Annotated in this window: 31 protein-coding genes; 20 read left to right on the top strand and 11 right to left on the bottom strand. The window is 58.7% G+C overall.

Annotated features, from left to right (window positions below; translation table 11 throughout):
• Window positions 1-41 precede the first annotated feature (41 nt).
• From ABV300_RS07840 to ABV300_RS07755, 18 genes are all read left to right on the top strand, one after another.
• Window positions 42-320: a hypothetical protein gene (locus ABV300_RS07840; RefSeq protein ID WP_353714308.1), complete on the top strand. Its 279-nt coding sequence runs from the start codon at window positions 42-44 to the stop codon at window positions 318-320.
• The gene (locus tag ABV300_RS07835; RefSeq protein WP_353714307.1) at window positions 317-943 is read left to right on the top strand and encodes a hypothetical protein; all 627 of its coding nucleotides are present in this window, start codon (window positions 317-319) and stop codon (window positions 941-943) included. The genes ABV300_RS07840 and ABV300_RS07835 overlap by 4 nt, the downstream gene beginning before the upstream one ends.
• An 18-nt stretch (window positions 944-961) precedes the next feature.
• Window positions 962-1,513, top strand: a complete 552-nt coding sequence (locus tag ABV300_RS07830; RefSeq protein ID WP_353714306.1) for a hypothetical protein — start codon at window positions 962-964, stop codon at window positions 1,511-1,513.
• On the top strand, window positions 1,482-2,828 hold the full coding sequence (locus ABV300_RS07825) for a replication-associated recombination protein A (RefSeq protein ID WP_353714305.1): 1,347 nt from the start codon (window positions 1,482-1,484) through the stop codon (window positions 2,826-2,828). Before ABV300_RS07830 ends, ABV300_RS07825 begins: the two co-directional genes overlap by 32 nt.
• A gap of 319 nt (window positions 2,829-3,147) precedes the next feature.
• Window positions 3,148-3,330 carry a hypothetical protein gene (locus tag ABV300_RS07820; protein ID WP_058439245.1) on the top strand — a complete coding sequence of 61 codons (183 nt, stop codon included), beginning with the start codon at window positions 3,148-3,150 and terminating at the stop codon, window positions 3,328-3,330.
• A 150-nt stretch (window positions 3,331-3,480) separates the two neighbouring features.
• Window positions 3,481-5,028, top strand: coding sequence for an acyl-CoA carboxylase subunit beta (locus ABV300_RS07815; RefSeq protein WP_353714304.1), 1,548 nt, complete (start codon window positions 3,481-3,483; stop codon window positions 5,026-5,028).
• Between the two features lie 138 nt (window positions 5,029-5,166).
• Window positions 5,167-5,328: a hypothetical protein gene (locus ABV300_RS07810; protein WP_353714303.1), complete on the top strand. Its 162-nt coding sequence runs from the start codon at window positions 5,167-5,169 to the stop codon at window positions 5,326-5,328.
• Window positions 5,329-5,340: 12 nt separating this feature from the next.
• Window positions 5,341-7,344: a pyruvate carboxylase subunit B gene (locus ABV300_RS07805; RefSeq protein WP_353714302.1), complete on the top strand. Its 2,004-nt coding sequence runs from the start codon at window positions 5,341-5,343 to the stop codon at window positions 7,342-7,344.
• 121 nt (window positions 7,345-7,465) lie between these two features.
• A complete protein-coding gene (locus ABV300_RS07800; RefSeq protein ID WP_353714301.1) occupies window positions 7,466-8,719 on the top strand; it encodes a 3-isopropylmalate dehydratase large subunit in 1,254 nt (417 codons plus the stop codon).
• Window positions 8,720-9,214 carry a 3-isopropylmalate dehydratase small subunit gene (locus ABV300_RS07795; RefSeq protein ID WP_353714300.1) on the top strand — a complete coding sequence of 165 codons (495 nt, stop codon included), beginning with the start codon at window positions 8,720-8,722 and terminating at the stop codon, window positions 9,212-9,214. It abuts the gene before it with no gap.
• A 62-nt stretch (window positions 9,215-9,276) separates the two neighbouring features.
• Complete coding sequence (locus ABV300_RS07790) at window positions 9,277-10,350, top strand: isocitrate/isopropylmalate dehydrogenase family protein (RefSeq protein ID WP_353714299.1); 1,074 nt, start codon at window positions 9,277-9,279, stop codon at window positions 10,348-10,350.
• A 63-nt stretch (window positions 10,351-10,413) separates the two neighbouring features.
• Entirely contained in the window at window positions 10,414-11,334 is a 921-nt protein-coding gene (gene mdh / locus ABV300_RS07785; RefSeq protein ID WP_353714298.1) for a malate dehydrogenase, read from the top strand.
• A gap of 130 nt (window positions 11,335-11,464) precedes the next feature.
• Entirely contained in the window at window positions 11,465-12,310 is an 846-nt protein-coding gene (locus ABV300_RS07780; protein ID WP_353714297.1) for a fumarate hydratase, read from the top strand.
• Window positions 12,307-12,864, top strand: coding sequence for a Fe-S-containing hydro-lyase (locus ABV300_RS07775; protein WP_353714296.1), 558 nt, complete (start codon window positions 12,307-12,309; stop codon window positions 12,862-12,864). Before ABV300_RS07780 ends, ABV300_RS07775 begins: the two co-directional genes overlap by 4 nt.
• 66 nt (window positions 12,865-12,930) lie before the next feature.
• Window positions 12,931-13,272, top strand: a complete 342-nt coding sequence (locus tag ABV300_RS07770) for a histidine triad nucleotide-binding protein (protein WP_058439255.1) — start codon at window positions 12,931-12,933, stop codon at window positions 13,270-13,272.
• Between the two features lie 20 nt (window positions 13,273-13,292).
• The gene (locus ABV300_RS07765; protein ID WP_353714295.1) at window positions 13,293-13,787 is read left to right on the top strand and encodes a GNAT family N-acetyltransferase; all 495 of its coding nucleotides are present in this window, start codon (window positions 13,293-13,295) and stop codon (window positions 13,785-13,787) included.
• On the top strand, window positions 13,780-14,490 hold the full coding sequence (locus ABV300_RS07760) for an AzlC family ABC transporter permease (RefSeq protein ID WP_353714294.1): 711 nt from the start codon (window positions 13,780-13,782) through the stop codon (window positions 14,488-14,490). Before ABV300_RS07765 ends, ABV300_RS07760 begins: the two co-directional genes overlap by 8 nt.
• Window positions 14,480-14,806 (top strand): AzlD domain-containing protein, encoded by a 327-nt coding sequence (locus ABV300_RS07755; protein ID WP_353714293.1) that lies wholly within the window; start codon window positions 14,480-14,482, stop codon window positions 14,804-14,806. The genes ABV300_RS07760 and ABV300_RS07755 overlap by 11 nt, the downstream gene beginning before the upstream one ends.
• 26 nt (window positions 14,807-14,832) lie before the next feature.
• On the opposite strand, the gene ABV300_RS07750 is transcribed toward ABV300_RS07755, so the two are convergent.
• Genes ABV300_RS07750 through ABV300_RS07735 form a run of 4 tightly spaced genes read right to left on the bottom strand, consistent with a single transcriptional unit; the run spans window position 14,833 to window position 17,013 of the window.
• A complete protein-coding gene (locus ABV300_RS07750; RefSeq protein WP_353714292.1) occupies window positions 14,833-15,351 on the bottom strand; it encodes an NUDIX hydrolase in 519 nt (172 codons plus the stop codon).
• Complete coding sequence (locus ABV300_RS07745) at window positions 15,344-15,814, bottom strand: N-acetyltransferase (protein WP_353714291.1); 471 nt, start codon at window positions 15,812-15,814, stop codon at window positions 15,344-15,346. Before ABV300_RS07745 ends, ABV300_RS07750 begins: the two co-directional genes overlap by 8 nt.
• Window positions 15,811-16,653 (bottom strand): NAD(+)/NADH kinase, encoded by an 843-nt coding sequence (locus ABV300_RS07740; protein ID WP_353714290.1) that lies wholly within the window; start codon window positions 16,651-16,653, stop codon window positions 15,811-15,813. Before ABV300_RS07740 ends, ABV300_RS07745 begins: the two co-directional genes overlap by 4 nt.
• A 39-nt stretch (window positions 16,654-16,692) precedes the next feature.
• Window positions 16,693-17,013, bottom strand: coding sequence for a hypothetical protein (locus ABV300_RS07735; protein ID WP_353714289.1), 321 nt, complete (start codon window positions 17,011-17,013; stop codon window positions 16,693-16,695).
• 174 nt (window positions 17,014-17,187) lie between these two features.
• Here ABV300_RS07735 and ABV300_RS07730 point away from each other — a divergent pair, with 174 nt between their 5' ends.
• Complete coding sequence (locus ABV300_RS07730) at window positions 17,188-17,406, top strand: hypothetical protein (protein ID WP_353714288.1); 219 nt, start codon at window positions 17,188-17,190, stop codon at window positions 17,404-17,406.
• Between the two features lie 26 nt (window positions 17,407-17,432).
• Here ABV300_RS07730 and ABV300_RS07725 read toward each other — a convergent pair whose 3' ends face one another.
• From ABV300_RS07725 to ABV300_RS07710, 4 genes are all read right to left on the bottom strand, one after another.
• Window positions 17,433-18,080 (bottom strand): N-acetyltransferase, encoded by a 648-nt coding sequence (locus ABV300_RS07725; protein ID WP_353714287.1) that lies wholly within the window; start codon window positions 18,078-18,080, stop codon window positions 17,433-17,435.
• Window positions 18,081-18,107: 27 nt separating this feature from the next.
• Window positions 18,108-18,446, bottom strand: a complete 339-nt coding sequence (locus ABV300_RS07720; protein WP_353714286.1) for an FmdB family zinc ribbon protein — start codon at window positions 18,444-18,446, stop codon at window positions 18,108-18,110.
• Between the two features lie 2 nt (window positions 18,447-18,448).
• Window positions 18,449-18,838: a RidA family protein gene (locus ABV300_RS07715; protein ID WP_353714285.1), complete on the bottom strand. Its 390-nt coding sequence runs from the start codon at window positions 18,836-18,838 to the stop codon at window positions 18,449-18,451.
• A 334-nt stretch (window positions 18,839-19,172) separates the two neighbouring features.
• Window positions 19,173-19,892 (bottom strand): phospholipase D family protein, encoded by a 720-nt coding sequence (locus ABV300_RS07710; protein WP_353714284.1) that lies wholly within the window; start codon window positions 19,890-19,892, stop codon window positions 19,173-19,175.
• 566 nt (window positions 19,893-20,458) lie between these two features.
• Between ABV300_RS07710 and ABV300_RS07705 the strand changes: the two genes are divergently transcribed.
• Window positions 20,459-23,101 carry a valine--tRNA ligase gene (locus tag ABV300_RS07705; RefSeq protein WP_353714283.1) on the top strand — a complete coding sequence of 881 codons (2,643 nt, stop codon included), beginning with the start codon at window positions 20,459-20,461 and terminating at the stop codon, window positions 23,099-23,101.
• Here ABV300_RS07705 and ABV300_RS07700 read toward each other — a convergent pair.
• The 3 genes from ABV300_RS07700 to ABV300_RS07690 all read right to left on the bottom strand — a co-directional run bounded on the left by ABV300_RS07700 (window position 23,098) and on the right by ABV300_RS07690 (window position 25,620).
• Window positions 23,098-24,207 (bottom strand): PAS domain S-box protein, encoded by a 1,110-nt coding sequence (locus tag ABV300_RS07700; protein WP_353714282.1) that lies wholly within the window; start codon window positions 24,205-24,207, stop codon window positions 23,098-23,100. The genes ABV300_RS07705 and ABV300_RS07700 overlap by 4 nt on opposite strands.
• Window positions 24,188-24,886, bottom strand: coding sequence for a response regulator transcription factor (locus tag ABV300_RS07695; protein WP_058439271.1), 699 nt, complete (start codon window positions 24,884-24,886; stop codon window positions 24,188-24,190). Before ABV300_RS07695 ends, ABV300_RS07700 begins: the two co-directional genes overlap by 20 nt.
• A 122-nt stretch (window positions 24,887-25,008) precedes the next feature.
• Window positions 25,009-25,620: a GyrI-like domain-containing protein gene (locus ABV300_RS07690; RefSeq protein WP_353714281.1), complete on the bottom strand. Its 612-nt coding sequence runs from the start codon at window positions 25,618-25,620 to the stop codon at window positions 25,009-25,011.
• Window positions 25,621-25,697 lie beyond the last annotated feature (77 nt).

Below are 25,697 nucleotides of genomic sequence, written 5' to 3'. Positions count from 1 at the left end.
GGCTATAATAACCTCGGAAATCGCCACCGAAGGAGGCTCTCATGGCTTACGGCGGTGCGGCGGCGGCTCACGCCGCCATGGTCAACGCGGTCAAGGCTTCCGGCGTTCTGATCAGGGTCGATGCCCAGGATTTCATATTCATCGCCTCCAAGACCAGGGATCCCCTAATCGTGACCGCCAAATCCGGCTGGCGCGGGCAGAAGTTCGCTTATCTCACCAGCTACAAGGGTTTGGCCTTCCACACTGAGACACCGCAGCAACTGGACCTCCCCGGCGATGCCGAAGTGGTCAACGCCCAGCAGATTTGGGTGCCGTCATGACGCGCCCAGAGGTGCTCTATCACGAGGACATCGGCCTGACCTCCGCCAGGTTAATTGCGGGTGGGATAGTGGCTTTGAGCCTGGCTTTTGTTGCCCTGGCTTTCATCGATCCCTTCGGACAGAATGGATCGCATGGCAACGGGGCGGTCATCTTTTTCGTCCCAGCCGCCGCATTCTTCATTCTGGCATTGTTTGCCATATCATTCGGCAGATTCAAGATAATCGCTACGGCTGATAGGTTGACCGTCAGTGCCGGCATGAACGCCCATTCGGTAACCTGGCGCCAGATCGAGTCGGTCTCCGATGACCTCAGCCGCCCGCAGCCCTGCAACCCAATGACCGCGGTGCCGACCAAGATCGCCGGTGAGACGGCCATGATCTATGCCATCGGCTGCTTGCCACGGTTGGAGTTGGCATTAAAAAACGACGCCCTGCGCTACCTCCTCGTCCCCACCCGCAACCCCGAGCCGTTGCTGAAACTCATCCGGGACAAAGCCCGCGAAGCCCGCCGCTTCGGCTTCGGTGATAAGGAGTCGTCCGATCAGCTTGTTGATGTAGATGCTCTCGACCGCGGCCGCCCGGACGGGGTCGGCGGCCCACCGCCTTTCTATATGCCCATGTAGCCGCCAGCGAGGTTGTTGATGCCCGTCGTTCCGCCGCGGGGTGAAGAGCTTTACCGGGAGGAAATCTCGATAACGCCTATGAAATTTCTGGCGGCCTTCGAGTTATTTCTCGGCATCTTTTTCCTGGGAATGGCGCTCGTCCAGGCGTTCTCCGGCCCGATCGTTTCCAACGCCCCGCCGACGTTTTTCTGGCTGTTCATGGCAGCGGTGTTCCTGGGCACCGGTTGGCTCGTTACCAGCTTCGTGACTTACCGCTTGACCATCGAGCCCGCCGCCCTGAACCTCGCTTTCGGCCGCTTCAAGACCACCGTCCTCTACGAGGATATAGAATCTTCCGAACAGGACAAGCGGTCCGGGTTGGCTTACGGCGGCTGGGGCTACCGCGTCTCATATACCAAGGATGGCTGGGTCAAAGCCTATACCCTGGTCGGCAAGCCCAGGATTGACCTTAAGTTGAAAACCGGCCGTTACCGGCATATAGTCTTTTCCACCGATAACGCCGATGAAGTCATGGAGATTCTCCGCGAGAGGCTGAAGAATGCCCCGGGACATGTTCGAAGCCCATTTTGAAAAGCTGCGGGACCAGTCAGCGCCGCTGGCCGCCCGGATGCGGCCGAGGACTCTCGACGAGTATGTCGGCCAGGAGCACCTGGTAACCGAGGGCCGCGCCCTGCGGCGGGCGATAGATGCCGGAGAATTACCCTCCATTATCCTGTGGGGGCCGCCGGGCTCCGGCAAGACGACGCTGGCCAATCTTATGGCTAAAGCTACCAACGCCTATTTCGCCCAGGTTAGCGCTGTTTCCGCCGGCGTCGCCGACCTTAGAAAGATCATCGACGAGGCAAAGCAGCGGCGGCTGGCGCAGAACCAGAAGACTATACTCTTCATCGACGAAATCCACCGCTTCAACAAAGGGCAGCAGGACACTATCCTGCCGTACGTCGAGGACGGCACGGTGACTCTCATCGGTGCGACGACCGAGAACCCGTCGTTCGAGGTCATCTCCCCGTTGTTATCGAGGGCGCGTACCTATGTCTTGAAAGGTTTGACCGCCGAACAGATGCGGCTCATCCTTGACCGGGCGATAGCCGACGCCGAGCGCGGCATCGGTGCCTCAAATGTCGTCCTGTCCGATGAGGCCGCGGCCCAAATAATCAACCTGGCTTCGGGCGATGCGAGAATCGCGTTGAATATCCTGGAGTTGGCCGCCCGCACCACCCCGCCCGATGCCTCAGGCAGGCGGCAGCTCACCATCGAGACCATCGAGGACGCCGCCCAGGCCAAGACGCTTCTCTACGATAGGGCGGGTGAGCAGCACTACGACATCACCTCGGCTTTACATAAATCACTCCGCGGTTCCGATCCGGATGCCTCGCTCTACTGGCTGGGGCGGATGCTGGAGGCCGGGGAGGATCCGCTGTACGTCGTCCGCCGCCTCATCCGCTTCGCCTCGGAGGATATCGGCATGGCGGACCCGCAGGCGCTGGTCATCGCTATGTCAGCGCAGCAAGCGGTCCATTTCGTCGGCATGCCGGAATGCAACGTGGCGCTGGCGCAGCTGGTGGTTTATCTGGCCACGGCGCCCAAGAGCAATTCGCTCTACACGGCTTATAAGAGGGTTCAGGAGACTATCACCAAAAATCCCATCGAACCGGTACCCCTCCACCTCCGCAACGCCCCAACCGGTCTGATGAAAGACTTGGGCTACGGCAAGGGCTACAAGTACGCCCATGACTTCCCCGGCGGCTTCGTGAAGCAGCAGAACTTGCCGGATTCTCTCAAGAACAAACGGTTTTATTTCCCAACAGATCTGGGGCAGGAGAAGATCATTAACACGAGGCTGAAGAACCGGTTCCCGGAGCGGGAAGAGAACAAACCGGAATAGTCTTTGTCGGTGCGAGCTACTGCCTTTCAAGGCAGTAGCGTGGCAATCGCCTTTGAGTTATCCTCTGGCTTTGGGGCGGATCCAGGGACAGCCTTCGCGCAGGGGCACGATATCTCGTGCCACCGCCTCATTCTTCATCAGCCACAACATGAAACCGCGTAGCAAAATCGCCCGCCACTAAGTACAAATACCTATTGACATTGTTCCCGCCGGTACTATATAATGCGGTCACTTCCCCACACCGGTACTAGTCCTTAAGTACACTGGTATCGTACCATCGGTCTGGGGCATGTCCAAATAGATCGGGAGGAACAGGCAGATGACGAAATCAAGTTTCCAGGTCGCCACTCAGCACTGCGGTCTATGTCACTACTCGGGCTTTTCCAACCGCTGCACCTTCTTTGACGACGGCTACTGCCCTTACATCCAGTCCGTCAAGGAGATCAAGAAGAGCAGCCGCGCCGCCGATGAGACCGAAGCCCGCATCTCGGTCGCCGTCTAGAACCGGTCCGGCGCGCATAATCGAATATCGCCGTAGCCCTTCGCAAGGAGGGCTACGCTTGTTCTAGCCCGTTGTCGCGGGCTTTTTTATTGCCTGTCTGATACCCCTGTGCTAAGATAGCGGCATCCTGTTTAGGTGAATGATTGTTCAATGAAAGACAAACTGACCGAACTTGAAGCCAAAAAGCAGCAGATCGCCTGCGGCGGCGGCGAAGCGCGGATCAAGGCGCAGCACGCCCGCGGCAAGCTGACCGCCCGGGAACGCATCGAAAAATTGCTCGATCCCGGCTCTTTCACCGAGTTGTCCGCCTTTTGCTCGCACCGGTCCGCCGATTTCGGGCTGGCCGATGCCATCCACCCCGGCGACGCCGTGGTAACCGGTTCCGGGACTATTGACGGGCGGAAGGTTTTTATCTACTCCCAGGATTTCACGGTTCTCGGCGGCTCCATCTCTGAGGTTGTCGGCCAGAAGGTGCGCCAGATCGTGGATATGGCCATTGACCAGGGCGCGCCGCTGCTGGCGATCAATGACTCCGGCGGCGCCCGCATCCAGGAGGGCGTGGCTTCCCTCTGCGGCGTCGGTGATATTCTGCTCCTGAATGCCCTGGCTTCGGGTTCGATACCGCAGATCTCGATCGTCGTCGGCCCATCGGCCGGCGGCGCGGTTTACGGCCCGGCGCTGACCGATTTCGTTTTTATGGTCAAAGGCCTGGGCCAGATGTACATCACCGGCCCGGACGTGGTCAAGGCGGTCACCGGCGAGGAAGTGACCCACGAGGCCTTAGGCGGCGCCGACGTTCATGCCAAAAAGAGCGGCGTGTCCCACTTCACCTTCAACTCCGAGGTGGACTGCTTCGCCGCGGTGCGGCGGCTGCTGTCCTTCATCCCGTCGAGCTTTAAGGAAAGCCCGCCGAAACTGGCGGTAAAAAAGACCCACGCCCCGCAGATCGACGAGTCCCTTAACTCCATCGTCCCTGACGACCCCAAGCGGGCTTACGACATGAAGAAGATCATCACCGCCGTCGTCGACGGCAGTGATTTCATGGAGGTCCACGCCGGATTTGCCCCCAACATGATCGTCGGCTTCGGCCGGCTGGACGGCCAGAGCGTCGGTATTGTCGCCCAGCAGCCCAATTATCTGGCCGGCGTTATAGACATCAACGCCTCGGTCAAGGCGGCGCGCTTCGTCCGTTTCTGCGATGCCTTCAACATCCCGCTGGTCAGCTTTGTGGACGTCCCCGGCTTCATGCCCGGCGTCGACCAGGAGCACGGCGGCATCATCCGCCACGGGGCCAAGCTGATCTTCGCTTATGCCGAGGCGACCGTGCCCAAGATTACCGTAATCACCAGGAAAGCCTACGGTGGCGCTTATATCGTCATGAGTTCGCGCCACCTCCGCGGCGACATCAATCTGGCCTGGCCCTGCGCCGAGATCGCCGTCATGGGGGCGGAGGGCGCCGTAGCCGTCATCCACCGTAAAAAGATCGCTGAAGCCGCCGAACCTGAGGCCGAGCGGCAGCGCTGCGTCTCGGAATACCGGGATAAATTTGACAATCCGTACCAGGCCGCGGCTCTGGGCTACATCGATGACGTCATCGTCCCCGTCGAAACCCGCCATCGCCTAATCCAAGCGCTCAAGGTCCTGGCCGGCAAGCAGGGTAGAAACCCGCCCAAGAAGCACGGGAATATCCCGCTATAACCGCCGAGGCATTACAAGCGTCATCCTTCGGGCCATGTTGAATGGGTGTTCCTGGTGAGCTCGTCAATCCATGAACGCCTTTCCCACCGCCGCCCTTTTCCGCTAGAATAACATGGGTTTTTGTTTGGCATCGCCAAGATGATGAATTACCCCGAAATCGCTATAATATGCGCTGCCGTTCTGGCTTATCTTGAGTCGGAAGGGATTAACGCGCCGCCGCCTGACATGACGCGGCTCAAAGCGCTCATCGCCGCTGCCGTGGCCGCCTATCTGCAAACTGAATCGACCGCCTCGGTATAGAAGGGGGAGAACATGCCGGCTCAGCCACTCAAGATTACCGACCTGACGCTCCGCGACGGCCACCAGTCGCTCTTCGCCACCCGGATGCGCACCGACGACATCCTGGGCATCATCGGCGATATGGACCAGGCCGGCTTCCATTCCATGGAGGTCTGGGGCGGCGCTACGTTTGATGTACCCATTCGCTTTCTCAACGAAGATCCCTGGGACCGGCTGCGCGAGATGAAAAAACGCGCCACCAGGACGCCGCTGCAGATGCTGCTCCGCGGTCAGAACCTGGTGGGTTACCGCAACTACGCCGACGACGTGGTCACCGCTTTCGTGGAGCATGCCGCGGACTGCGGCGTGGACATCTTCCGCGTTTTCGACGCCGTCAACGACGAACGCAATTTCGAAACAGCCCTGGCGGCTATAAAATCCAAGGGCAAGCACGCCCAGCTGGCCATTTCCTACTCGCTGACCGAACGGACGATGGGCGGTCCGGTTTACAACCTGGATTATTATATTGAAAAAGCCAAAAAGTTCGAGGCTTTGGGCGCCGATTCCTTCTGCATCAAGGATATGGCCGGCATCATCGCCCCAAACGACGCTTATACCCTGGTCAAGGCGCTCAAAAAAGCGTTGAAGATACCGGTTCAGTTCCATACCCATTACACCTCCGGCATGGCCTCGATGAGCATGTACAAGGCCGTTGAGGCAGGCGCCGACATCGTCGACACCTGCCTGGCGCCCTGGTCTCTGCGGACTTCGCATCCGGCGGTCGAACCGTTCGTCGCCGCGCTTTCCGGCCAGCCGCGGGACACCGGCCTCAACCTACACCAGCTCCTCAAGTTCGGCGACTACTTCGAAGAGATCTCGCCCAAATACCGCGACTTCCAGGACACCACCAGGATGTCGGTCATCGACACCGCGGTGCTGGAGCACCAGGTGCCGGGCGGCATGATCTCCAATCTTGTCTCGCAGCTGCGTGAGGCCGGCGCCCTGAACCGCATCGACGAGGTCTACGAGGAGATTCCCCGCGTCCGCAAAGAAATGGGTTTCCCGCCGCTGGTGACGCCGACAAGCCAGATCGTCGGCATTCAGGCGGTGCAGAACGTCCTCTTCGGCCGTTACAAGGTCATCTCCGCCCAGGTCAAAGACTACTTCTACGGCCTCTACGGCCGCCCGCCGATGCCGGTCGACCCGGAAATCCAGAAGCTAGCCCTCAAAGGTTACGAGCGCGGCGAGTCACCCATCACCGTCCGCCCCGCTGATGTCCTGAAACCGGAGCTTGAGGCGGCCAAAGAAGCTACAAAAGGCATCGCCAGGGACATCGGCGACGTTTTAACCTATGCCCTGTACCCGCAGGTCGGCCTGCGCTTCCTGAAATGGAAGTATGGCCTTGAAACCCCGCCGGCGGACGTCAGGGCTAAAACCATCGACGACGTCAAGCGCGAGGACGAGCTTATCGCCAAAGCCAAGGCCGGAAAACTGGCCGAAAAGACCGCCGAGAAGCCCGCCGCCCAGGCGCCCTCTCCGGTGTCTGTCCCCGCCGGCGGTCTACGGCACTTCAACGTCCATCTGGACGGCAAGGTTTACTGCGTCGGCGTGGAGTCAGCCTCAACCGCCGCGCCGGCAGTCTACGCGCCTCCTCCGGCCCAGCCTTCGGCCGCGCCGCCGCCCGCAGCGGCGACTGTTCGTCATGAGCCTGTCGAAGGACGGAAAGCGGTTGAACCGCCCAAGGCAGTCGAGATTCCGAAACCGGTCGAGTCCTCGGTGGCTGCAACCGAAGCTAAGCCTGCCTCCGCCCCGGAACCCTGCGGCGAAGACGTGCTGGCCCCCATGCCCGGGGTCGTCCTGCGCTATGAGGTCAAGGTCGGCGACAAGGTCAAGTCCGGCGATACCGTGGTCGTCCTGGAGGCGATGAAAATGGCCATTGACCTGCCGTCGCCGGCTGACGGCACGGTGGCGGCGGTCAAATTCGGCGTCGGCGACCGCGTTTCCCGTGACGACGTCCTGGCTATCATCGTCCCTTGACCCTCCTCGCCCGCGCGGACTCGCGGGAGAAGATAAGGGTGAGGGCGATGTTTCTATTTCTGGATTATAATTTAGAGTTTGTTTCGGATTTCGTTCTTCGATATTCGGATTTTGAGGTTGTATGGGTAAAACTTTAGCTGAAAAAATTCTCTCGATGAAAACCGGTCTTGATGTTAAGCCCGGAGACATCGTCGTGTCGCCGGTTGATTGGGCTTTAGTTCAGGACACCACCGGGCCGTTGACGGTCCGCGAGTTCTTAAGCCTCGGCCTGCCGAAACTGGCCAACCCGACGCACACCATCCTCTTTATTGATCACGCTGCGCCGTCGCCGCAGAAGCAACTCTCCTGCGACCACACTTTTCTGCGCAAGTTCGCCAAAGATTACGGTGCGGTGCTGTCCGATGTCGGCGAAGGCGTTTGCCATCAGATCATGGCCGAAAGGTACGCCTGTCCCGGCGATGTCATCGTCGGCGCCGATTCGCACACTGTCACCGCCGGCGGCCTCGGCGCCTTCGCCACCGGCATGGGTTCGTCGGATGTGGCCGCGGCTTTCGGCCTGGGCAAAACCTGGTTCCGGGTGCCGGAGACCTACTTCATCCGTCTAACCGGGAAATTGCAGCCCAGGGTCACCGCCAAGGATGTTATCCTGCATCTAATCGGCATGATCGGCGCTGACGGGGCGACCTACAAATCGCTGGAGTTCGGCGGCCCGGGGGTCGCTGCCATGCCGGTGACCGACCGGCTCACCATCGCCAACATGGCCGTTGAGGCCGGCGCCAAGGTCGGCCTGTTCCCGTCAGACGACGCGACCCTGGAATATCTCACCCAGCAGGGCCGGTCTAAAGACCACATCCGCCTCTTTGCGGATGAGGACGCGGTCTACGAGCGTGTTATCGACATCGATCTTGCGGCTCTCGAGCCGACCGTTGCCAAGCCGCATACCGTTGATAACACCGCCGCTGTCGGGGAGCTGAAGGGTATGAAAGTTGATCAGGTCTTTATCGGCACCTGCACCAACGGCCGCCTCGAAGATCTGAAACTGGCCGCCGATATCCTGCGCGGCAAGCGCCGCAACCCGGCCACCCGCCTTTTGGTGGCTCCCGCCTCCCCTCAGGTAATGCTTGCCGGGATGAGGATGGGCTACATCCAGGATCTGGTTCAGGCTGGGGCGACGATTCTGCCTCCAGGTTGCGCCGGTTGCCTGGGCGTTCATCAGGGCGTACTGGGCGACGGCGAGACCTGCCTGTCTACCGCCAACCGCAATTTCCTGGGCCGCATGGGCAATCCTGAAGGACTGATATATCTTTCCAGCACGCCGACAGCCGCCGCCTCGGCCGTCACCGGCGTCATCACCGACCCGCGGGAGGTTGCATAAATGCTCAAGGGTAAAGCCTTCAAATTCGGCGATAACATTTCCACCGACCTGATCGCCCCCGGCCGCCTCGTTCATCTCCGCAGCAACCTGTCGGAGCTGGCCAAGCATGTCCTCGAAGATGCCGACCCGACCTTCTCTTCGAGGGTCAAGCGGGGCGATTTCGTCGTCGGCGGCAGCAATTTCGGCCTGGGCTCAAGCCGTGAGCACGCCCCGGTCATCATCAAGATGGCTGGAGTTTCGGCGGTGTTAGCCAAGTCCGTCGCCCGCATCTTTTTCCGCAACGCCATCAACGTCGGCCTGCCGGTGCTGGTGTGCGACACCGACAGGATTGACGAGGGCGACGAGCTTGAGGTAGATCTGGCGGCGGGCGTCATCTTTGATAAGACCAACGGCCGGACCCTTACCTTCGGCAAGATACCGGACGCTATGCTGGCCATCCTGAACGAGGGCGGCTTGATGCCCTACATCAAGAAGCACGGCGATTTCAAGCTATAGCCATCACATTATCTTGAGCTCAGCTAAGAATCTCGATCCACGATTGTCATTAAAGGAGCGCCATGATTCACAACGTAACCCTCATCCCCGGCGACGGCATCGGCCCGGAAATATCGGACGCCACCCGCCGCGTCCTTGAAGCCACCGGGGTCAATTTCAACTGGGAAGTGGTGCATGCAGGCGTTGATGTCATCGCCCAATACGGCACGCCGCTGCCGGACAACGTTTTGGACTCCATCAGGAAGAATAAAGTAGCCATCAAAGGTCCCATTACCACCCCCGTCGGCTCCGGCTTTCGCAGTGTCAACGTCGCCATTCGTAAAGCCCTCGACCTCTACACCTGCCTGCGGCCCTGCAAGAGCTTCAGGGGCGTGCCGTCGCGCTACGAGGACGTGGACCTGGTCATCGTCCGCGAGAACATGGAAGACCTCTACGCCGGCATAGAGTTCGAGCGCGGCACCGACTGGGCCGAGAAATTGAAGCAGATGCTCCGCGACAAGGGCGAGAAGCAGATCCGCGACGACGCCGGTTTCTCTATCAAGATGATCTCCGAGACCGGCACCCGCCGCATCGTCAAGTACGCCTTCGAGTATGCCCGCCGCTACGGCCGCAAGAAGGTCACCGCGGTGCACAAGGCCAATATCCTGAAATTTTCCGACGGCCTGTTCCTGGCGGTGGCCCGCGACGTGGCGACCGCTTATCCCGACATCGAATTCGAGGACCGCATCGTGGACAACATGACCATGCAGCTTGTCCGGAATCCGCAGCAGTTCGATGTCATTGCCTGTCCTAACCTCTATGGCGACATCCTGTCTGATTTATGCGCCGGGCTGATTGGCGGGCTGGGCGTCGCTCCCGGCGGCAACATCGGCGATGACTTCGCCGTCTTCGAACCAACCCACGGTTCGGCCCCCAAGTACAAGGGCTTGAACAAGGTCAATCCCATGGCTATGATGCTCTCCGGCGTGCTGATGCTCCGGCACCTCAACGAGACCTTCGCGGCTGACCGGCTGGAAACAGCCATCGCCGCCGTCATCGCCGAAGGCAAATCCGTCACTTACGACCTGGCTGCCCCGGGCGCAACCCCGGTCGGGACGTCTCAGGTGGCCGACGCTGTCATCGAAAAACTGCGCTAGTATCTCCCCCTTTGAAAAAGGGAGACTAAGGGGATTTAATCCCGGTTGGAGTATGAATCTAAGATGAAAATCACCGTCGTCGGCGCCGGCAATGTCGGCGCCACCCTGGCCCAGCGCCTCATCGAGAAAGATTTTGGCGACGTCGCCCTGGTGGACGTCGTTGAGGGTATTCCCCAGGGCAAGGCCCTCGACCTGCGGCAGTCGGCCAACGTTTTGGGCTTCACCCATAAGCTGGTCGGCTCGAACTCCTACGATGTGACCGCCGGCTCCGACATCATTGTCATCACCGCCGGCATCGCCCGCAAGCCGGGGATGACCCGCGACGAGCTTATCGGCATCAACGCCAAAATCGTCCGCGAGGTGGTGGAGAAATCGCTGGCAGTGTCCCCTAACGCCGTTTTTATCATCGTCACCAACCCGGTTGACGCCATGACGTATCTGGCTTTAAAGGTCTCCGGCCTGCCGCGGCAGCGCGTCTTCGGCCTGTCCGGCGTCCTCGACGGCGGCCGCCTCGCCGCCTTCATTACCGAAGACTTGGGTGTAGATGCCCGCGATGTTTCACCCTGCGTGATGGGCGAACACGGCGGCAGCATGGTGGTCTATCCCAGGTTCACGACGGTCAAAGGCAAGCCCCTTTCCGAACTCGTTGACGAGGCCAAACAAAAAGCCCTGGCTGAGCGCACCGTCGACGGCGGCGCCGAGATCGTCGGCTTCCTGAAGACCGGCTCAGCTTTTTATGCTCCTTCGGCTTCTATTGCTCACATGGTTAATGCCGTCGTCGCCGATTCCGGCACCCGGATGAACTGTGCCGCCTGCCTGGACGGCGAGTACGGCCTGTCGGACGTGGTTCTTGGCGTTCCGGTGAGGCTGGGCCGCCGCGGCATACAAGATATCATCGAGCTGCCGCTTAACGCCGAAGAATCGGCAGCCCTCAATGCCTCCGCCGAGGCGGTCAGGAAGATGATCGCCGCGCTCAACCTGTAAGTTCTTTTTTATTCCAACCGAAACGACTTGCACACCGCCTTCCGTTCTCTCTGAGCTTGCCGGAGGGTGAATACGGGACTGGTACTGATGCCAATGACATCCGACCTTAGCCTGACTTATAATGTGCCTTATGCGTGAAATCCAAGCCTCCACCATCACCGCCGCCGTGGCCCGCCTTGCCGAGGAAGCCAATTATGAAATATCCCCCGACGTTTTAGTGGCTCTAACCCGGGCGCATGATGTTGAAAAATCCTCGCTCGGCCGTGAAATGCTGGAAATGATCATTGAGAACGTCCACCAGGCGATGTCGCACCGCAAACCGCTCTGCCAGGACTGCGGCGTGGCCGTGGTCTTCATCGATGTCGGGCAGGAGGTTCACATCACCGGCGGCGATCTCGAAACTGCCGTCGCCGATGGCGTCGGCAAAGGCTACATCGAAGGATACCTTAGAAAGTCGATGGTCGCAGGACCGGTCACCGATCGCGTCAACACCGGCGACAACACCCCGCCGGTCATTCATTACCGCGTCGTTCCGGGCGATAAAGTTAACATCAGCCTGATGGCCAAGGGTTCAGGCGCGGAGAACATGAGCCGCCTCTATATGCTAAAGCCGGCCGAAGGCCGCGGCGGTGTCATCGAGGCCGCCGTCCGCGCCGTTGAGGAAGCCGGCGGCAAACCCTGCCCGCCCCTCATTATCGGCATCGGCATCGGCGGCACCGCCGAAGCCGCTATGCTTTTAGCCAAGCGCTCGCTTCTCCGCAAGGTCGGAAAGCCCAGCCCTGACGCCGACGCCGCCGCTCTGGAGCGGGAAATCCTGGGGAAGGTGAACAGGTTGGGCATCGGGCCGCTGGGTCTCGGCGGCAGCGTCACCGCCCTGGCCGTTCATATCGAGAGCATGCCCTGCCACATCGCCAGCCTGCCGGTGGCGGTCAACCTCCAGTGTCACAGCGCCCGCCACAAGGAGGCGGTGCTGTGAACGAGTGGCGCAGGATAAGACTGCCCATGCCGGCCGAAACTATCGCCGAGCTTAAAGCCGGCGACAGAGTGCTGCTCTCCGGCACCATTTACGCCGCCCGCGACGCGGCGCACAAACGCTTCATCGAGGCTCTCGACAGCGGTGATAGCCTGCCGATTGATCTTTCAACGGCGGTGATTTATTACATGGGACCTTCGCCGGCCCGTCCGGGACAGATCATCGGTTCTTGCGGCCCGACGACTTCAGCCCGCATGGACAAATACACGCCGCGCCTTGTTGAAGAAGGCCTCCGGGTAATGGTGGGCAAAGGCGAACGCTCGCCGCAGGTCGCCGAAGCCATTAAACAACACGGCGCCGTGTATCTGATAACCATCGGCGGCGCCGGGGCGCTGCTCTCCCTGAGAGTGAAATCGGCAGAGGTTATAGCTTACCCTGACCTCGGCGCCGAGGCGGTGTTCAAGCTTGAAGTGGAGCATTTTCCGGCTGTTGTCGCCATTGACGCCCAGGGCAGCGACCAGTTCAAAATCGGGCAGGCTCGTTATCGCATCAAATAGCATGCTATTCTGACCTAGCCCACAAGGTCGAATCTCAAAGCCGTGAATATGGAAGGAGAACCAAAAATGAGCTGTATTTTTTGCCAGATCGCCGCCGGGACTATTCCGGCGGATATATTACATAAAGATGACAAGGTTATCGCCTTCCGTGATATCCGCCCCCAGGCCCCGACACACGTATTGATCGTGCCGGTGAAGCACATAGCCTCTTTAAGCGATATCCGCGGCGATGATTTCGGGCTGGTCGCTTATGTATTTGACCTGGCTAATGATCTCGCCCACTCAGAGGGCATCTCAGAGAAGGGGTATCGGGTGACGGTCAACTCCGGCAAGGAGGGCGGCCAGGTCGTCCAGCACCTTCATTTCCATCTTCTGGGCGGGCGGCAGCTTTCGGGGGAACTCGGATAGGGCGGGTGTCCCGGTAACTTATGGCTGATTTATCTGTGACATTCATCGAAGGCTTCCGCCCGGGGTATCTCGGCCGCATGATCCAGATGCAGGGCGAATACTATGATGTCGCCTGGGCGCGGCCCGGCGTTTCCTTCGAGGTGACGATGGCCCGCCAGATGTGCGACTTCCACGACACCTACGCCGAAGGCCGCGACCTGCTGCTTTCAGCGCACACCGATCGCCTGCTCGTCGGCTGCATAGCCGTCGTCGGCGCCCCGGCGGAGCGTCCCGGCGCCCGGCTGCGCTGGTTCCATGTGGATCCGGCCTGCCAGGGCCGCGGCATCGGGCGGGAACTGCTGACCCGCGCCCTGGACTTTTGCCGCCGGGCGGGACACAAGACCGCCTGGCTGTGGACCATGGACGGCCTGGACGCCGCCCGCCGCCTCTATGACAGCTGCGGTTTCAGGCCGGCCGTCGATGTTGCCTCGTCGCTGCCCTTCCACGGCGTTACCTTAGAGCTTTTCATTGACTAGAGACATCCGCGACGGCATCAAGGCTGCCCTGCCTGTCGTTCTGGGCTACCTGCCGGTAGGCATCGCCTACGGCGTGCTAGCCCGCGCCGCCGGGCTGTCGGCGTTGGAGACCGGGGCGATGAGCTTTTTCGTCTTCGCCGGAGCGTCTCAGTTCATCGCCGTCGGCATGCTGGCTTCCGGCGCCGGCGTGCTGCCGATTATCCTGACCACCTTCGCCGTCAACCTGCGCCACCTGCTGATGAGCTCGGCCATCGCTCCGTATTTCAAGGGTCAGTCGATGAACAAACTCGTTCCTCTGTCCGCCTTCCTCACCGATGAATCCTTCGCCGTGGCCATGCATGACACGTCAAAGATCGCCGGCCGCCCGACCTACCTCATCGCCCTTCAGGCGACGGCCTACACCGCCTGGTTGTCCGGTTCGGTCATCGGCGCCGTGTTCGGATCACTCATCGACAGCGCCTCCTTCGGCATCCCTTTCGCCATGACGGCGCTCTTTATCTGCCTGCTGGTGCTCCAGCTCAAGAGCCGGGCTCATCTGGCGGTGGCTCTGGCCGCCGGGGGGCTGGCGCTTGTCTTCAAGGGTTTCATGCCCAACAATTTGTTCATCCTGGCCGCGGCGGCGGCTGCGCCGCTGGCCGGTCTGTGGCTGTCGCGGCGGCAGCCCGCTCCAATCGAGGCGGAGGTAAAAACCGATGCGGCCTGAAATGCTGCTGCTATTTCTGGGAATGGCGGCGGTGACTTTTCTGCCGCGGTTCCTGCCGATGGCCCTGGTGAGCCGCCTGACGATACCGGACCGGGCAAAGGTCTTTTTGGAGTACGTGCCGGTGGCGGTACTGTCAGCGCTGGTCTTCCCGGCGGTCTTCGCCGGCGACGGCGGAGAGGTCGGCGCCGAGCCTCGGCTGTTACTTTCCGCCGCGGCTGTGCTTTTGTTCGCCTGGAAGGTTAGAAACCTCTTCGGGTCGGTGGTGCTGGGGATGGCGGCCTACTGGGCGCTGGGGCTTCTCCCCGGGTTATCGTAAGAATGACGGAAGATGATTCGGGGGCGCTATCTCAGGTTGAAATAGAACAGCAGCCCGGCGATGCTCTTGCCGTCTATGATTTGTCCCCCGGCGATAAGCTTGAGCGCTTCTTCCTGTGACACCGTCACCAGGGTAATCTCCTCGCTGTCCTCGGCGGTCAACCGGTCCTCTACCAGGTCTTTAACCAGGAACAGGTGCAAAAGCTCGGTGGAATAACCCGGCGCCGAATAAAAGTTGGTGAGTTTTTCAACGCGCCGCGGCCGGTAGCCTGTCTCTTCCTGCATCTCGCGGCAGGCCGCCGCTTCCGGCGTCTCGCCGGGGTCGATGCCGCCGGCCGGTATCTCCAGCAGGTCGCGGCCGGCGGCATGGCGGTATTGCCGCTCCAGAATAATCTTGTCGTTGTTATCCACGGCTATCATCGCCACCGCTGAGGGGTATTCGACGATGTCGCGCGTACTTATCCTGGCGCCCGTTCGGATGGTGTCCTGGCGCACCCGGAAATGCCCGCTGAAAGCCGTGCGGCTGGAGATTATTTTTTCAGGCATTGACCGCCGCCGGGATGCTGAAGGTCATGGCGCTTTCATCGCAGTCGGGGAATTTCGGGCAGCGGTAGCACTCGCCCCAAACCTTGTGCGGCAGTTCCTTCTTTTCAACCTCTTTGAAGCCGCAGGTGGAGAAGAACACCGGCTGGTAGGTCAGGCAGAACACGGTGCTGATGCCCAGTTCCCGGGCTTCCTTGAGGCAGGCCTTGACCAGGGCGCTGCCGAATTTCTGCCGCTGGTGGGATGATTCGACCGCCAGCGACTTGACCTCGGCCAGGTCGGCCCAGGAGATGTGCAGCGCGGCGCAGGCTACGACGCTGCCGTTTTCACGCACCACGAAGAAATCGCGGATATTTTCATAGATCTCCGAAAGCGGCCGCGCCAGCATGGCGCCCCTCTCGGCGAAGGAATTGACCAGCTTATGTATCTGGGGTACGTCCTTGATGGTGGCTTTTTCAACTTTCATGTCAGTCTGTTGCCTTTCAATTTGTGGTCCAGTTCGGCGTAGAAGGAGTTTTCCGGCCGCAGCCTGATAAACCGCAGGCGGCGGCCGCTGGTACGCACCTGGATGACATCTCCGGTCTTGAGCTCGACGTTGATATGCCCGTCGATGCACAACGTCGCCTGGTGATTGGTGGACACTTTCATCCCGATTGTCTTGTCCCCGGTAACCACCAGGCTGTAGCTCCGCCCCAGGTGGGGCAATATCGGCGTCAGCAGCATATCGGAAGAATCGGGGTGCAGCACCGGGCCGCCGGCGGCGAAGTTGTAACCGGTAGAACCGGTGGCCGTCGCCACCAGCGCGCCGTCGCCCTTGAAAGTGGCAAAATGGGCGTCCCCGACCCGGCACTCCACGGAAATGATTCTGGCGATGCCGCCCCGCGCCGCCACCACGTCGTTGACCGCCAGGAATTGCTTCTCCGGCCCTTTGCCGGAGGTCAGGCTGACCTCGAGGACCGAACGGCAGTCATACCAGCCCTCGCCCCCGAAAATACGCTGCAGCTGGACCATGGCTTCATCGGCCGGTATCTCGGTCATGAAACCCAGCTTGCCCAGGTTGACCGATGCGATAGGTATATCCCGCGGCAGCACCGCCTGGGCGGCGCGGAGGATGGTGCCGTCGCCTCCGGTGGTGATGACCAGGTCGGTGCCGTCCATCCGCTGTATCAACTGGTCGCTCTCCCAGGCGGAGCCCAGCCAGCAGTCGGCGCCGGAACCCTGGAGGTAATCGGAAATCTGTTGGCCCAGGTCGAAAGCCGCTTTATTGAGCGGATGATAAATAATGCCGATGCGGTTGAAAATCATAGTGTTTGCTCGCGCTCCGGTTTCCCGGCCGGCGCCGTCCTACCGGCGGCGCGCCAGGATGATGAAGGCGATGCCGAAGACCAGCACGGCGATGCCCGCCACCGACAGGGTGGAGATGACCCCCTCCTGGAGCAGGTAGCCGATGGCGGCCATGGCCACGCCTACCAGCATCACCAGGATGCCTAAAAGCTGGAGCTGGGGATATTTGATCGGCGGTTTGACCGGGACGGCTTTGCGGGCCGGGCGCGCCGCCTCGGTTTCCCTCTTGACTTCCTGGACTGTTTTCTTGGCGCGCGACAGCGCCACCAGAATCACGATGATGAGCACGACCAGGAGGAGTTCCCCGGCACCGAGTTTCATATGTTTGCATTCGCCTCGCTAATTTACGTAATGATAGCACAAGCGGCGCGCAAGGTTAAATCAGCCGCCGGCCGCAGCCCAAATAATATGTCAACCGGAAAAATAATTCTTGCCCGGCGGCGGTTTCTGCCATACAATTGGCACAATTTAATGGGTGTGGTGTGAGGTGTTTTGATGGTGGATGGTCTGACCGGCGGCTCAGAGATACTCTGCGACGTCTGCAACCGCAACCAGTTCCCCTGCCGCTGCCGCCTGGCCAAGGATGACCTCGTCATCGGCTGCCAATACTTTATCCGGGCGCTCAACCCCCGCCGCGCCCGCCACCCCAGGCCGGAGACCGGCGCGGTGAAATCTGACTCCCCGGCTGATCCCGCGGCGGATGACCTGTTCTAGCCGCCTGTTTCTATTTCCGGCCCGCGTCAGTACCTGAGGCTGACCAGAGTCATGAATTCCCGCTGCGACTCCGTTTCAGCTTTTTCCTTTGGAGGGAACCGGGTGTCGAACTTCAAGAGTTCAGATTCATTAATGGCAAAGGCGGAGCTTTCCATGAACCGGCCCGGCGTGTCCTTTAATGCCCCCGGCCGCAGCTCCAGCGCCAGCAAGGCCGCGGCGAATTTGCCATCAGATGTCCTGATATCGTACTTTTCGGCGCACCTGAAGCCGAAACGGCTGTAATATCTCGGGTCGCCGTAGATGCAAACGGCGGCAAACCCCATGTCCCGCGCCAGGCCGATGGCATGCTTTATCAAAGCGCTGCCGATGCCCAGTTTCTGGAATTCCGGCAATACGCTCACCGGCCCGAAGCTGATGACTTCTTTTTCTTCGCCCCGGTCGTCTCTGATGACGGCCCGGCTGAAAACGATCTGCCCCGTGATCCTCCCGTCCTTTTCGGCGACAAGGTCGAGTTCGGGTATGAAATCGGCGTGTTTTCTGAGTTTATGGAGCACCAGGTGTTCGCTGCAGCCCGGGATATAGCGGTTCCAGAACGCCTCGCGGATTAGGTTTTCGACTACTCTGAAATCCTTTTTCCGTTCTTTTCTTATGACCAGACCGGTGCCTGATGTCATCGTGATAGCCTTCCAGGATTTCCGCTGTTATTTTTCCGGCACCGCCGGGCTTTTACTCTCGGCCGGGGCGGGCTTGCCGGTGCCGGCATCCGGTTCGGTCTTCTTGGCTTCCGGCTCCGCGGCCGCTTTTTCCGCTTTTTCGGCGGCTTCTTTTTCCTTCTGGCGGTGTTCCAGTTCGGGATCTTTCTCGGTGCGGCTGTCCGTAACGTAGAAGCCCGGGCCCTTGAACACCAGATACGGCGCGCAGTATACCCTGCGCCCCTCGCGGCCGCACTTTGGGCAGGTGCCGCCGCCGGTTTCGCTGAATTTGCGGGTTACTTCGTATTTGGATTGGCAGGTCGGGCAATCGTATTCGTAGGTCGGCATAGCTATTTTCCATCCCCGATAACCGCGACGGCCTCTATCTCCACCAGGGCGCCCCTGGCCAGCCCGGAGACCTCGACGGTGCTCCTGGCCGGAGGCCAGTTCGGGAAAAATTCGGCGTAAACCGCGTTCATCGCGGCAAACCCTTTAAGGTCGGTGATGAACACCGTTGCCTTGACCGCGTCCTGGAGTGTCCCGCCCGCCGCTTCAATTACCGCCTTCAGGTTTTCCAGCGTCTGCCGCGTTTGGGCGGTCATATCGCCTTTAATTTCGCCTGTCGCCGGGTTGATCGGCAGTTGGCCGGAGGTGAACAGCAGGTTTCCGGCTTTCACCGCCTGGGAGTAAGGGCCTATGGCTTTGGGGGCTTTATCGGTATGAATAATTTCCTTGCTCAAGTCGTTACCTCATATTTAATGCCGGGTGATTGTAGAGCATCCGAGACTGCTGATTCAATATCTCCGCTATGAGATAACACTGTCATTGCGAGCGCCGGGTGCGCGTGGCAACCCGTATTATCCCTTGCGGCCCGCGTGGTGGGAGAGGGGAGGTGAGAGCATGAACGTCATTCCCGAATAGCCCTCCGATTTCAATGCCTCCGTCTTTGCAGGGCAACACCGAAGCAATCTATCGGTCGTGCTTGTTTTTACCCACACCAGCTCCCCCTAGCCACATTAACAAGGGGGAACAAATGCCAAGGTCGAAATCGAAACGTAGGAAGCAAATAATGGCTTATTTGTTTGAAACTATTGGGAATTCGAGTTTATTTTTATTGGATTTATAACATTCATAACAACTTGGCTTGTTTATGCTAGAAGGATTTGCTTTCCCGCAAATATGGCAGTATCGCTCTTCTTGCGTATCGTCCTGCTTCTTCTTCCAGAGTGTATAACAGTCCTTACAATAAGGAATCATAGGATTCAATTTGAGTTCTGTATGGCACCGAATACAGAAACCAGATACCGGCGGTAAGGTTTTATTCTCCGAAAACATAGGTTTCTTGGGTACTTCGGATACGGTGATTCTAACATCGGTGCTATCACGAACTAAGATCATCGCTTCTTCATAGATAGCTTTATAAAGGTCTGGGTCTTGTTCCTTGGTAACAAGCACCCCCATTTCATAATTATTAATCTGTGATGATTCGTATAAATTCATGGAGGTGATAATTGCTTCTGTTTCATTCAAATAGCATTTTGCATGAAGATTTTGGCAGAAACTTGTTCGAATATTTGATAAAGCACTTAGCCATTTTTGTTCGCTAGGATTTAATTGATTGTCTCTAAAGACAAGTCTAATATCATATTTGAATCTATCGAGTTCTTGTAAAGCTTGTCTGACTCTATCGTTGACTTTGAGGTACGGGCTTATTAGGATCAACTTTTCCCTCGTATTTCTTAGAAGTTGTTCAAGGTGGTAGGACACGCCGGTAGTGTTTAGGAATTTTACCACGTTACCTTCCTTTAGTAAGTTTGCCGTCTATTATACAACGAGAAAGCAAGCCAATTAACCGAGACAACTTTGACACTTCGTCTCTACTGTTTGTGCAATTAGGTTCCACCACCAAATTCTCTGTGGTTGCTCTAAGGTACGGAACAATCTTTGTAATCTAAGAAGTATTTTTTATTTTTTTATCTTCAGGCTACACCAAAAACGACAAAACTCTCTTGACAGAACGAGGAACACCTGTGCTATAATACCCGCCCATGAACCCCAACTTTTCACCCAAAGTCAACCTTTCCCGGCCGTATGACGGAGCGGGCTTTTTGTTTAGTGCCCACGCCATGCTGATTTCGAATGCTCGAAGGGTATTTCGCATCGCAGGAAGGTATTTGTTCCCAAAACTGACGGATATCGAACCCAATCGTGCGTTGCGGCGGTTTGAACGCGGTCAGTGGAATCGTCCCGGTAAAAACATGTTTTTTAGGCCAGAATCAAAAACAAATCGCCCCCTTCAACTGAAAACTGATGGCTGAAAGTGCTAGAATACCATCCACTATAACTTCAAGGACAATCCGATGACCGATATTCCCGCCCCCGAACTCTCCAAGGCTTATGACCCGTCTCAGGTGGAAGAAAAGTGGTACAAGTTCTGGATGGAGCAGGGCTACTTCAAGCCCGTCATCGACCGGAACAAAAAACCTTTCGTCATCATCATGCCTCCGCCCAACGTTACTGGAGAACTGCACCTGGGCCACGCCCTGACCGCTACTCTTGAGGACATCATGATCCGCTGGCACCGCATGAAGGGCGAGCCTACCCTGTGGCTGCCGGGCGTCGACCACGCCGGCATCGCTGCCCAGGTGGTGGTGGAGCGCATGCTGGCCAAAGAGAAGAAGACCAAATACGACCTCGGTCGCGAGGCCTTCACCCGGCGGATGTGGGAGTGGGCCAACTCCTGCCGTGAAACCATCAGGAAGCAGCATATGAAGCTGGGCGCTTCCTGCGACTGGGACCGCGAGGTCTTCACCCTGGACGAAGGTCCCAGCCTGGCCGTCCGGACGACGTTCAAAAACCTCTATGACAAAGGCCTCATCTATCGCGGTGAGCGCATCATCAACTGGTGCCCCCGCTGCCACACCGCCATCTCCGACCTCGAGGTAGATCACAAGGACCTTTCCGGCCACCTGTGGCACATCAAGTACCCTCTGGCTGACGATCCGACGCGCTTCGTCACCGTAGCGACGACCCGGCCGGAAACCATGCTTGGCGATGTTGCCGTGGCCGTCCACCCGGACGATGAACGCTACCGGGATCTGGTCGGCAGGACTCTGCTGCTGCCGCTCGTGGACCGTGAGATCCCCATCGTCGCCGACTCTGTGGTGGACATGACCTTCGGCACCGGCGCCGTCAAAACGACCCCAGCCCATGACCCGACTGACTTCGATATCGCCAGCCGCCATAATTTGCCCCTTCTGAATATCTTCAACGACGACGCGACGCTTAACAAGAATGCCGGGCGTTTCGCCGGCATGGATAGGTACGCGGCGAGGAAAATCATCGCCGAAGAACTGGCCCGGATGGGACTGCTGGCGCTGGTTCAGGACTACAGCCATTCGGTAGGGCATTGCCAGCGCTGCGCCACCGTGACCGAGCCGTTGGCTTCCCGCCAGTGGTTCGTTAGGATGGAAGCCCTGGCCAAACCCGCCATCGAGGCGGTCACCTCCGGCCGGATTAAGATCCTGCCCGAGAGGTTTATCAAACAATACCTCAACTGGATGGAGAACATCCGTGACTGGTGCATCTCCCGCCAGCTGTGGTGGGGCCACCGTATTCCGGTGTGGTACTGCCGCTCCTGCGGCGAGGTAATCGTTTCAATCGATTTTCCAACACAATGTACAAAATGCCGCTCCACGGATATTGAACAGGACCCGGATGTGCTGGATACCTGGTTCTCCTCCGGCCTCTGGCCCCATTCTACCCTCGGCTGGCCGAATAAGACAGCGGACTTGGACTACTTCTACCCCACCACCGTCATGGAGACCGGCTACGACATTTTGACCTTCTGGGTATCCCGGATGATCACCATGGGTCTCGAAAACACCGGCAAGATTCCCTTTGACACGGTATATCTCCACGGCCTCATCCGCGACGAGAAGGGCGAGAAGATGTCCAAAGTCAAGGGCAATGTGTTGAACCCGCTCGCTTTGATCGATAAATTCGGCACCGATGCCTTGAGATTCGGCATCACCACCGGCAATTCGCCCGGCAACGACATCAAATTGTCGGAGAACCGGCTGGAAGCCGGGCGCAACTTCGCCAACAAGCTCCATAACGCCGGGCGCTTCGTCATTGCCGCTTTGGCCAAGGCCGAGAAAGTGCCGCCGGTTTACCCGCGTGACCTACCGGCCGAGGACCGCTGGATACTTTCCCGCCTGTCGCGCACCATCTCCCAGGTGGCGGCATACATGGAAGACTTACAGTTCGGTGAGGCTGAGAGAACCGTCCACGACTTCATCTGGGGCGAGTTCTGCGACTGGTATATAGAGCTGGCCAAAATCAGGCTGCAATCCGGGACCTTGCCTTCTCCGGTGTCGGTGCTCTTAAAAATCCTCGATGAGTCGCTGCGGCTGTTGCATCCATTCATGCCTTTCGTGACTGAGGAACTGTGGCAGCACCTGCGGAAGTACTTAACGAACCCGCCCGAATCAATCATGGTCGCTGACTACCCGAAGGCTGATAAGGCGGTCGTGGATGCCGCCGCTGAGGCTTTAGTCGAGGAGCTGATCGAAGCTGTTCGGGCTATCCGCAATGTTCGCGCCGAGCACAAGGTCGAAGCCGGGCGGTGGATCGCCGCGGAGATCCATGCCGGGGAACTGAAGGCGTCTCTCGACCGCTACCGGGCAACTATTGAGACTCTGGTCCGGGTGCGACCCTTTGAGATTATTGCTGACCGCTTCATCGGCGAGAGCGATATGGCGCGTATCGTGCTGGTGCTGAAAGACCTCGAGGTCGTGCTGCCGCTGTCCGGCATGATTGACCAGGAGGCGGAGTCGAGACGCCAGGCCACAGAACTGGCCGAAACCGAAAGTCAGGTTGCCCGCCTTTCGGCGATGCTGAGTAATGCTGATTTCCTGGCTAAGGCGCCGCCGCTAGTCGTCGCCAAGGAGAAAGCCAAGCTTGAAGCCCTTCAAGACAAGCTTAAGAGGCTGAAGGGCTAGCTTCTCAGACGGCGCTCCAGTTCTTGAGACGGTGTCGGCATGTCGCAGCGATTGCCTTGATTAGGCACCTCGACGGTGATCACCGCGCCGTGTCCTGGATCGCTTTTGAGGTCAACGTGCCCGCCGATGAGCTGGGCGCGTTCCTGCATGCCAGCCAGACCTAACTTGCCGCCGGCGGCCAGGTCGCTGATGCGCAGCGGCACAGAGAAGCCCTTGCCATTGTCGGCGATAGACACAACGGTCTTCTCTTCCCCGAAAGTGACGGTAATTTCCACCTGGGAAGCATCCGAATGCTTGCGGACGTTGTTCAGGGCCTCCTGGGCGATGCGGAAGAGCAGTAGCTGCACCTCCGATGATAGCGCCTGCTCCCGCCCGACGATGATGACTTTGGCTTCAATACCGTGTTTTTTAATAAGGTTATCGGCCATCCATTCCAGAGCGGCGATGAGTCCCAGGTCATCCAGGATGCGGGGCCGCAGGTCCTGGGCGATGCGCCTAGTGCTCTCCAGCGCTTCGACGGTCTGGACTCTCAGGTCTTCCATCTTTTGCTTCATCACTTCGGACAGCTTGAGGCGGCTGTTGCTTGAAATGGCATCTATACGCTGGATGAGAAGCAGTAGGGAAGGCGATACTTCATCGTGGAGTTCCCGGGCGACGCGCTTGCGTTCATCCTCCTGGGCGCGGATGACCTCCTGGACATAAAAACGCATATTGTCCTGAAGCTGCCGTTCAGCGGTTACATCCCGGGCGATGTGCTGGAAGCCGGCGACCTCGCCTCCGGTGATCACGAGCGAACTGGCCATGCGCCAGATCGCCAGCGAACCGTCTCTGCGGACGATGCGTTGCTCATAAGGCTGGTGAAAGTCTTCCCCTGCCAGCAGGCGGCGGCGGACTTCCCTGGCGATATCATGGGAATGAGCGTCCGGCAGGAACTTGCCGACATCCTGATCAAGCAGTTCATCCTGATCGTAGCCGGTAAGCCTCTCGGCAGCCCTATTTGCGTAGAGGATCCGCCCGTCCAGATCTTGAACCCAGATGGCGTCAGAGGCGTTTTCGAATAAGTAGCGGTAGTCCTGGTCAGGGAGGCTAGATTTTCTCTTTTTCATAGTTCTCGATGCCCTGGGGGACGTCGTCAAGGGTGACGTAACCCTCCCGGAAGCCCTTGACTATGGCTTCGGTGCGGCAGCTGCAGCGCATCTTATTGAAGATATTTGACAGATGTGCCTTTACGGTGCGCATCGACAGTTCCAGCTTTTCAGCAATATCGCGGTTGCTCATACCGCGGGCCGCCAGGCGTAGGATCTCGATTTCCCGGGGAGACAACTGGCCGCGGCTCTTATCCTCCGGCGTCTCTTTGGACAAGTTAACAACCCGTTCCAGAAGCTTGCGGGTTGCCATGGAATCGAGTACCGATTCGCCGCTTCGGACAGCCCGGATGGCGCCGACAATCTCATCGGCACGGGCGCTCTTCAAGAGGTAGCCGCTAGCTCCAGCCTCAAGCAGCCCTAGGATATAACGAATGTCAGAGTAGGCAGTCAAAATGAGGATGCAGGTAGACGGATTGGCCTTTTTTATCAGTTTGGTAGCTTCAACGCCGGTGAGCTTGGGCATCACGATATCCATCAGGACGACGTCTGGCTTCATCTCATCTACGAAGCGGACGGCTTCCTCGCCATCGGAGGCTTCACCGACAACCTCCATGTCCTTCTCCTGCTCCAGCAGGCGGCGCATGCCCTCGCGGAGCACCGCGTGGTCATCGGCAATCAAGATACGCGTCTTGGCCATATTATCCTCGCTCTCGCCGGTTACGGTTCTTACCGGCCATTGTAATATAACTAAAGGCCAATATCAATGAGTTTGACTAGACCCAACGATATAAAACCGGCGCCTGTTTCAGGTGAGATAATTTAAGTTACCGGCTGACGGATAATGGTCTTCATTTTCTCCGGTGCGGTGCGTGCCGGATCCGAAAGATATATCTCGTGGTGTTTCTGCTTTTTGCCGTCAAAGGCGCGGCCGGCTTCAGAGATGAACCGGTGCAGCCTGGCTATGTTCGGCCCTTCATCTGCATAGGGGCCGATATGCATCATCTGAGCTGACCGCCCTTCTTCCAGCGCTTCAAACCTGACCTGACCGATGGCGGCGGGATTCTTTTTACGACGGACCTCGGCGACAGCTTTTTCGACCATCTCCCGATTCACTAAACTTGGCTGCATGATCATATAGGTCCACTGCCAGTTATCCTTATTGCCGTTGGTGAAGTCAGCCATATCGTCGGACCACCATAAGCCTTCCAGCGGCAGGACTCCGAAATCGAGCAATCCGTTGTTCTTCACCATGAACTTAATAGTGTAAGCCACAGAGTAGAGAGCCCCGATGGCATTGGCGGCATCCGAACTATCCGGCCGCCCGCGGCCGTCGACCATGAGATAATTCATTTCCGGGACATCTACGAAAACCGGCTCTTTCGGCGCGTTAAAAAATTGTTTAAGGGTCTTTTTGAAATCTATTTTCTCCATCGTGCAATCCTTTAAACACCCAAGGTGGGTGCTCATACGCCCGACGTTCATTACAGGATCCGGGGAACTTCGAGTTT

Source organism: Dehalogenimonas sp. 4OHTPN (genome assembly GCF_040448695.1).
Lineage (GTDB): Bacteria > Chloroflexota > Dehalococcoidia > Dehalococcoidales > Dehalococcoidaceae > Dehalogenimonas.
The sequence above is the reverse complement of the archived record's forward strand: the minus strand, read 5'-3'. Positions and strand labels throughout refer to the sequence as shown.

What these genes read in the sequence shown, in the direction of transcription:
- ABV300_RS07765 (WP_353714295.1), top strand. Translation starts at nt 13,293, where the DNA reads ATGGCTGATTTATCTGTGACATTCATCGAAGGCTTCCGCCCGGGGTAT.
- ABV300_RS07720 (WP_353714286.1), bottom strand. Translation starts at nt 18,446, where the DNA reads ATGCCGACCTACGAATACGATTGCCCGACCTGCCAATCCAAATACGAA.
- ABV300_RS07830 (WP_353714306.1), top strand. Translation starts at nt 962, where the DNA reads ATGCCCGTCGTTCCGCCGCGGGGTGAAGAGCTTTACCGGGAGGAAATC.
- ABV300_RS07790 (WP_353714299.1), top strand. Translation starts at nt 9,277, where the DNA reads ATGATTCACAACGTAACCCTCATCCCCGGCGACGGCATCGGCCCGGAA.
- ABV300_RS07705 (WP_353714283.1), top strand. Translation starts at nt 20,459, where the DNA reads ATGACCGATATTCCCGCCCCCGAACTCTCCAAGGCTTATGACCCGTCT.
- ABV300_RS07835 (WP_353714307.1), top strand. Translation starts at nt 317, where the DNA reads ATGACGCGCCCAGAGGTGCTCTATCACGAGGACATCGGCCTGACCTCC.
- ABV300_RS07840 (WP_353714308.1), top strand. Translation starts at nt 42, where the DNA reads ATGGCTTACGGCGGTGCGGCGGCGGCTCACGCCGCCATGGTCAACGCG.
- ABV300_RS07740 (WP_353714290.1), bottom strand. Translation starts at nt 16,653, where the DNA reads ATGATTTTCAACCGCATCGGCATTATTTATCATCCGCTCAATAAAGCG.
- ABV300_RS07780 (WP_353714297.1), top strand. Translation starts at nt 11,465, where the DNA reads ATGCGTGAAATCCAAGCCTCCACCATCACCGCCGCCGTGGCCCGCCTT.
- ABV300_RS07735 (WP_353714289.1), bottom strand. Translation starts at nt 17,013, where the DNA reads ATGAAACTCGGTGCCGGGGAACTCCTCCTGGTCGTGCTCATCATCGTG.
- ABV300_RS07755 (WP_353714293.1), top strand. Translation starts at nt 14,480, where the DNA reads ATGCGGCCTGAAATGCTGCTGCTATTTCTGGGAATGGCGGCGGTGACT.
- ABV300_RS07810 (WP_353714303.1), top strand. Translation starts at nt 5,167, where the DNA reads ATGATGAATTACCCCGAAATCGCTATAATATGCGCTGCCGTTCTGGCT.
- ABV300_RS07725 (WP_353714287.1), bottom strand. Translation starts at nt 18,080, where the DNA reads ATGACATCAGGCACCGGTCTGGTCATAAGAAAAGAACGGAAAAAGGAT.
- ABV300_RS07745 (WP_353714291.1), bottom strand. Translation starts at nt 15,814, where the DNA reads ATGAAAGTTGAAAAAGCCACCATCAAGGACGTACCCCAGATACATAAG.
- ABV300_RS07795 (WP_353714300.1), top strand. Translation starts at nt 8,720, where the DNA reads ATGCTCAAGGGTAAAGCCTTCAAATTCGGCGATAACATTTCCACCGAC.
- ABV300_RS07750 (WP_353714292.1), bottom strand. Translation starts at nt 15,351, where the DNA reads ATGCCTGAAAAAATAATCTCCAGCCGCACGGCTTTCAGCGGGCATTTC.
- ABV300_RS07770 (WP_058439255.1), top strand. Translation starts at nt 12,931, where the DNA reads ATGAGCTGTATTTTTTGCCAGATCGCCGCCGGGACTATTCCGGCGGAT.
- ABV300_RS07805 (WP_353714302.1), top strand. Translation starts at nt 5,341, where the DNA reads ATGCCGGCTCAGCCACTCAAGATTACCGACCTGACGCTCCGCGACGGC.
- ABV300_RS07730 (WP_353714288.1), top strand. Translation starts at nt 17,188, where the DNA reads ATGGTGGATGGTCTGACCGGCGGCTCAGAGATACTCTGCGACGTCTGC.
- ABV300_RS07815 (WP_353714304.1), top strand. Translation starts at nt 3,481, where the DNA reads ATGAAAGACAAACTGACCGAACTTGAAGCCAAAAAGCAGCAGATCGCC.
- ABV300_RS07690 (WP_353714281.1), bottom strand. Translation starts at nt 25,620, where the DNA reads ATGGAGAAAATAGATTTCAAAAAGACCCTTAAACAATTTTTTAACGCG.
- ABV300_RS07700 (WP_353714282.1), bottom strand. Translation starts at nt 24,207, where the DNA reads ATGAAAAAGAGAAAATCTAGCCTCCCTGACCAGGACTACCGCTACTTA.
- ABV300_RS07820 (WP_058439245.1), top strand. Translation starts at nt 3,148, where the DNA reads ATGACGAAATCAAGTTTCCAGGTCGCCACTCAGCACTGCGGTCTATGT.
- ABV300_RS07695 (WP_058439271.1), bottom strand. Translation starts at nt 24,886, where the DNA reads ATGGCCAAGACGCGTATCTTGATTGCCGATGACCACGCGGTGCTCCGC.
- mdh (WP_353714298.1), top strand. Translation starts at nt 10,414, where the DNA reads ATGAAAATCACCGTCGTCGGCGCCGGCAATGTCGGCGCCACCCTGGCC.
- ABV300_RS07825 (WP_353714305.1), top strand. Translation starts at nt 1,482, where the DNA reads ATGCCCCGGGACATGTTCGAAGCCCATTTTGAAAAGCTGCGGGACCAG.
- ABV300_RS07800 (WP_353714301.1), top strand. Translation starts at nt 7,466, where the DNA reads ATGGGTAAAACTTTAGCTGAAAAAATTCTCTCGATGAAAACCGGTCTT.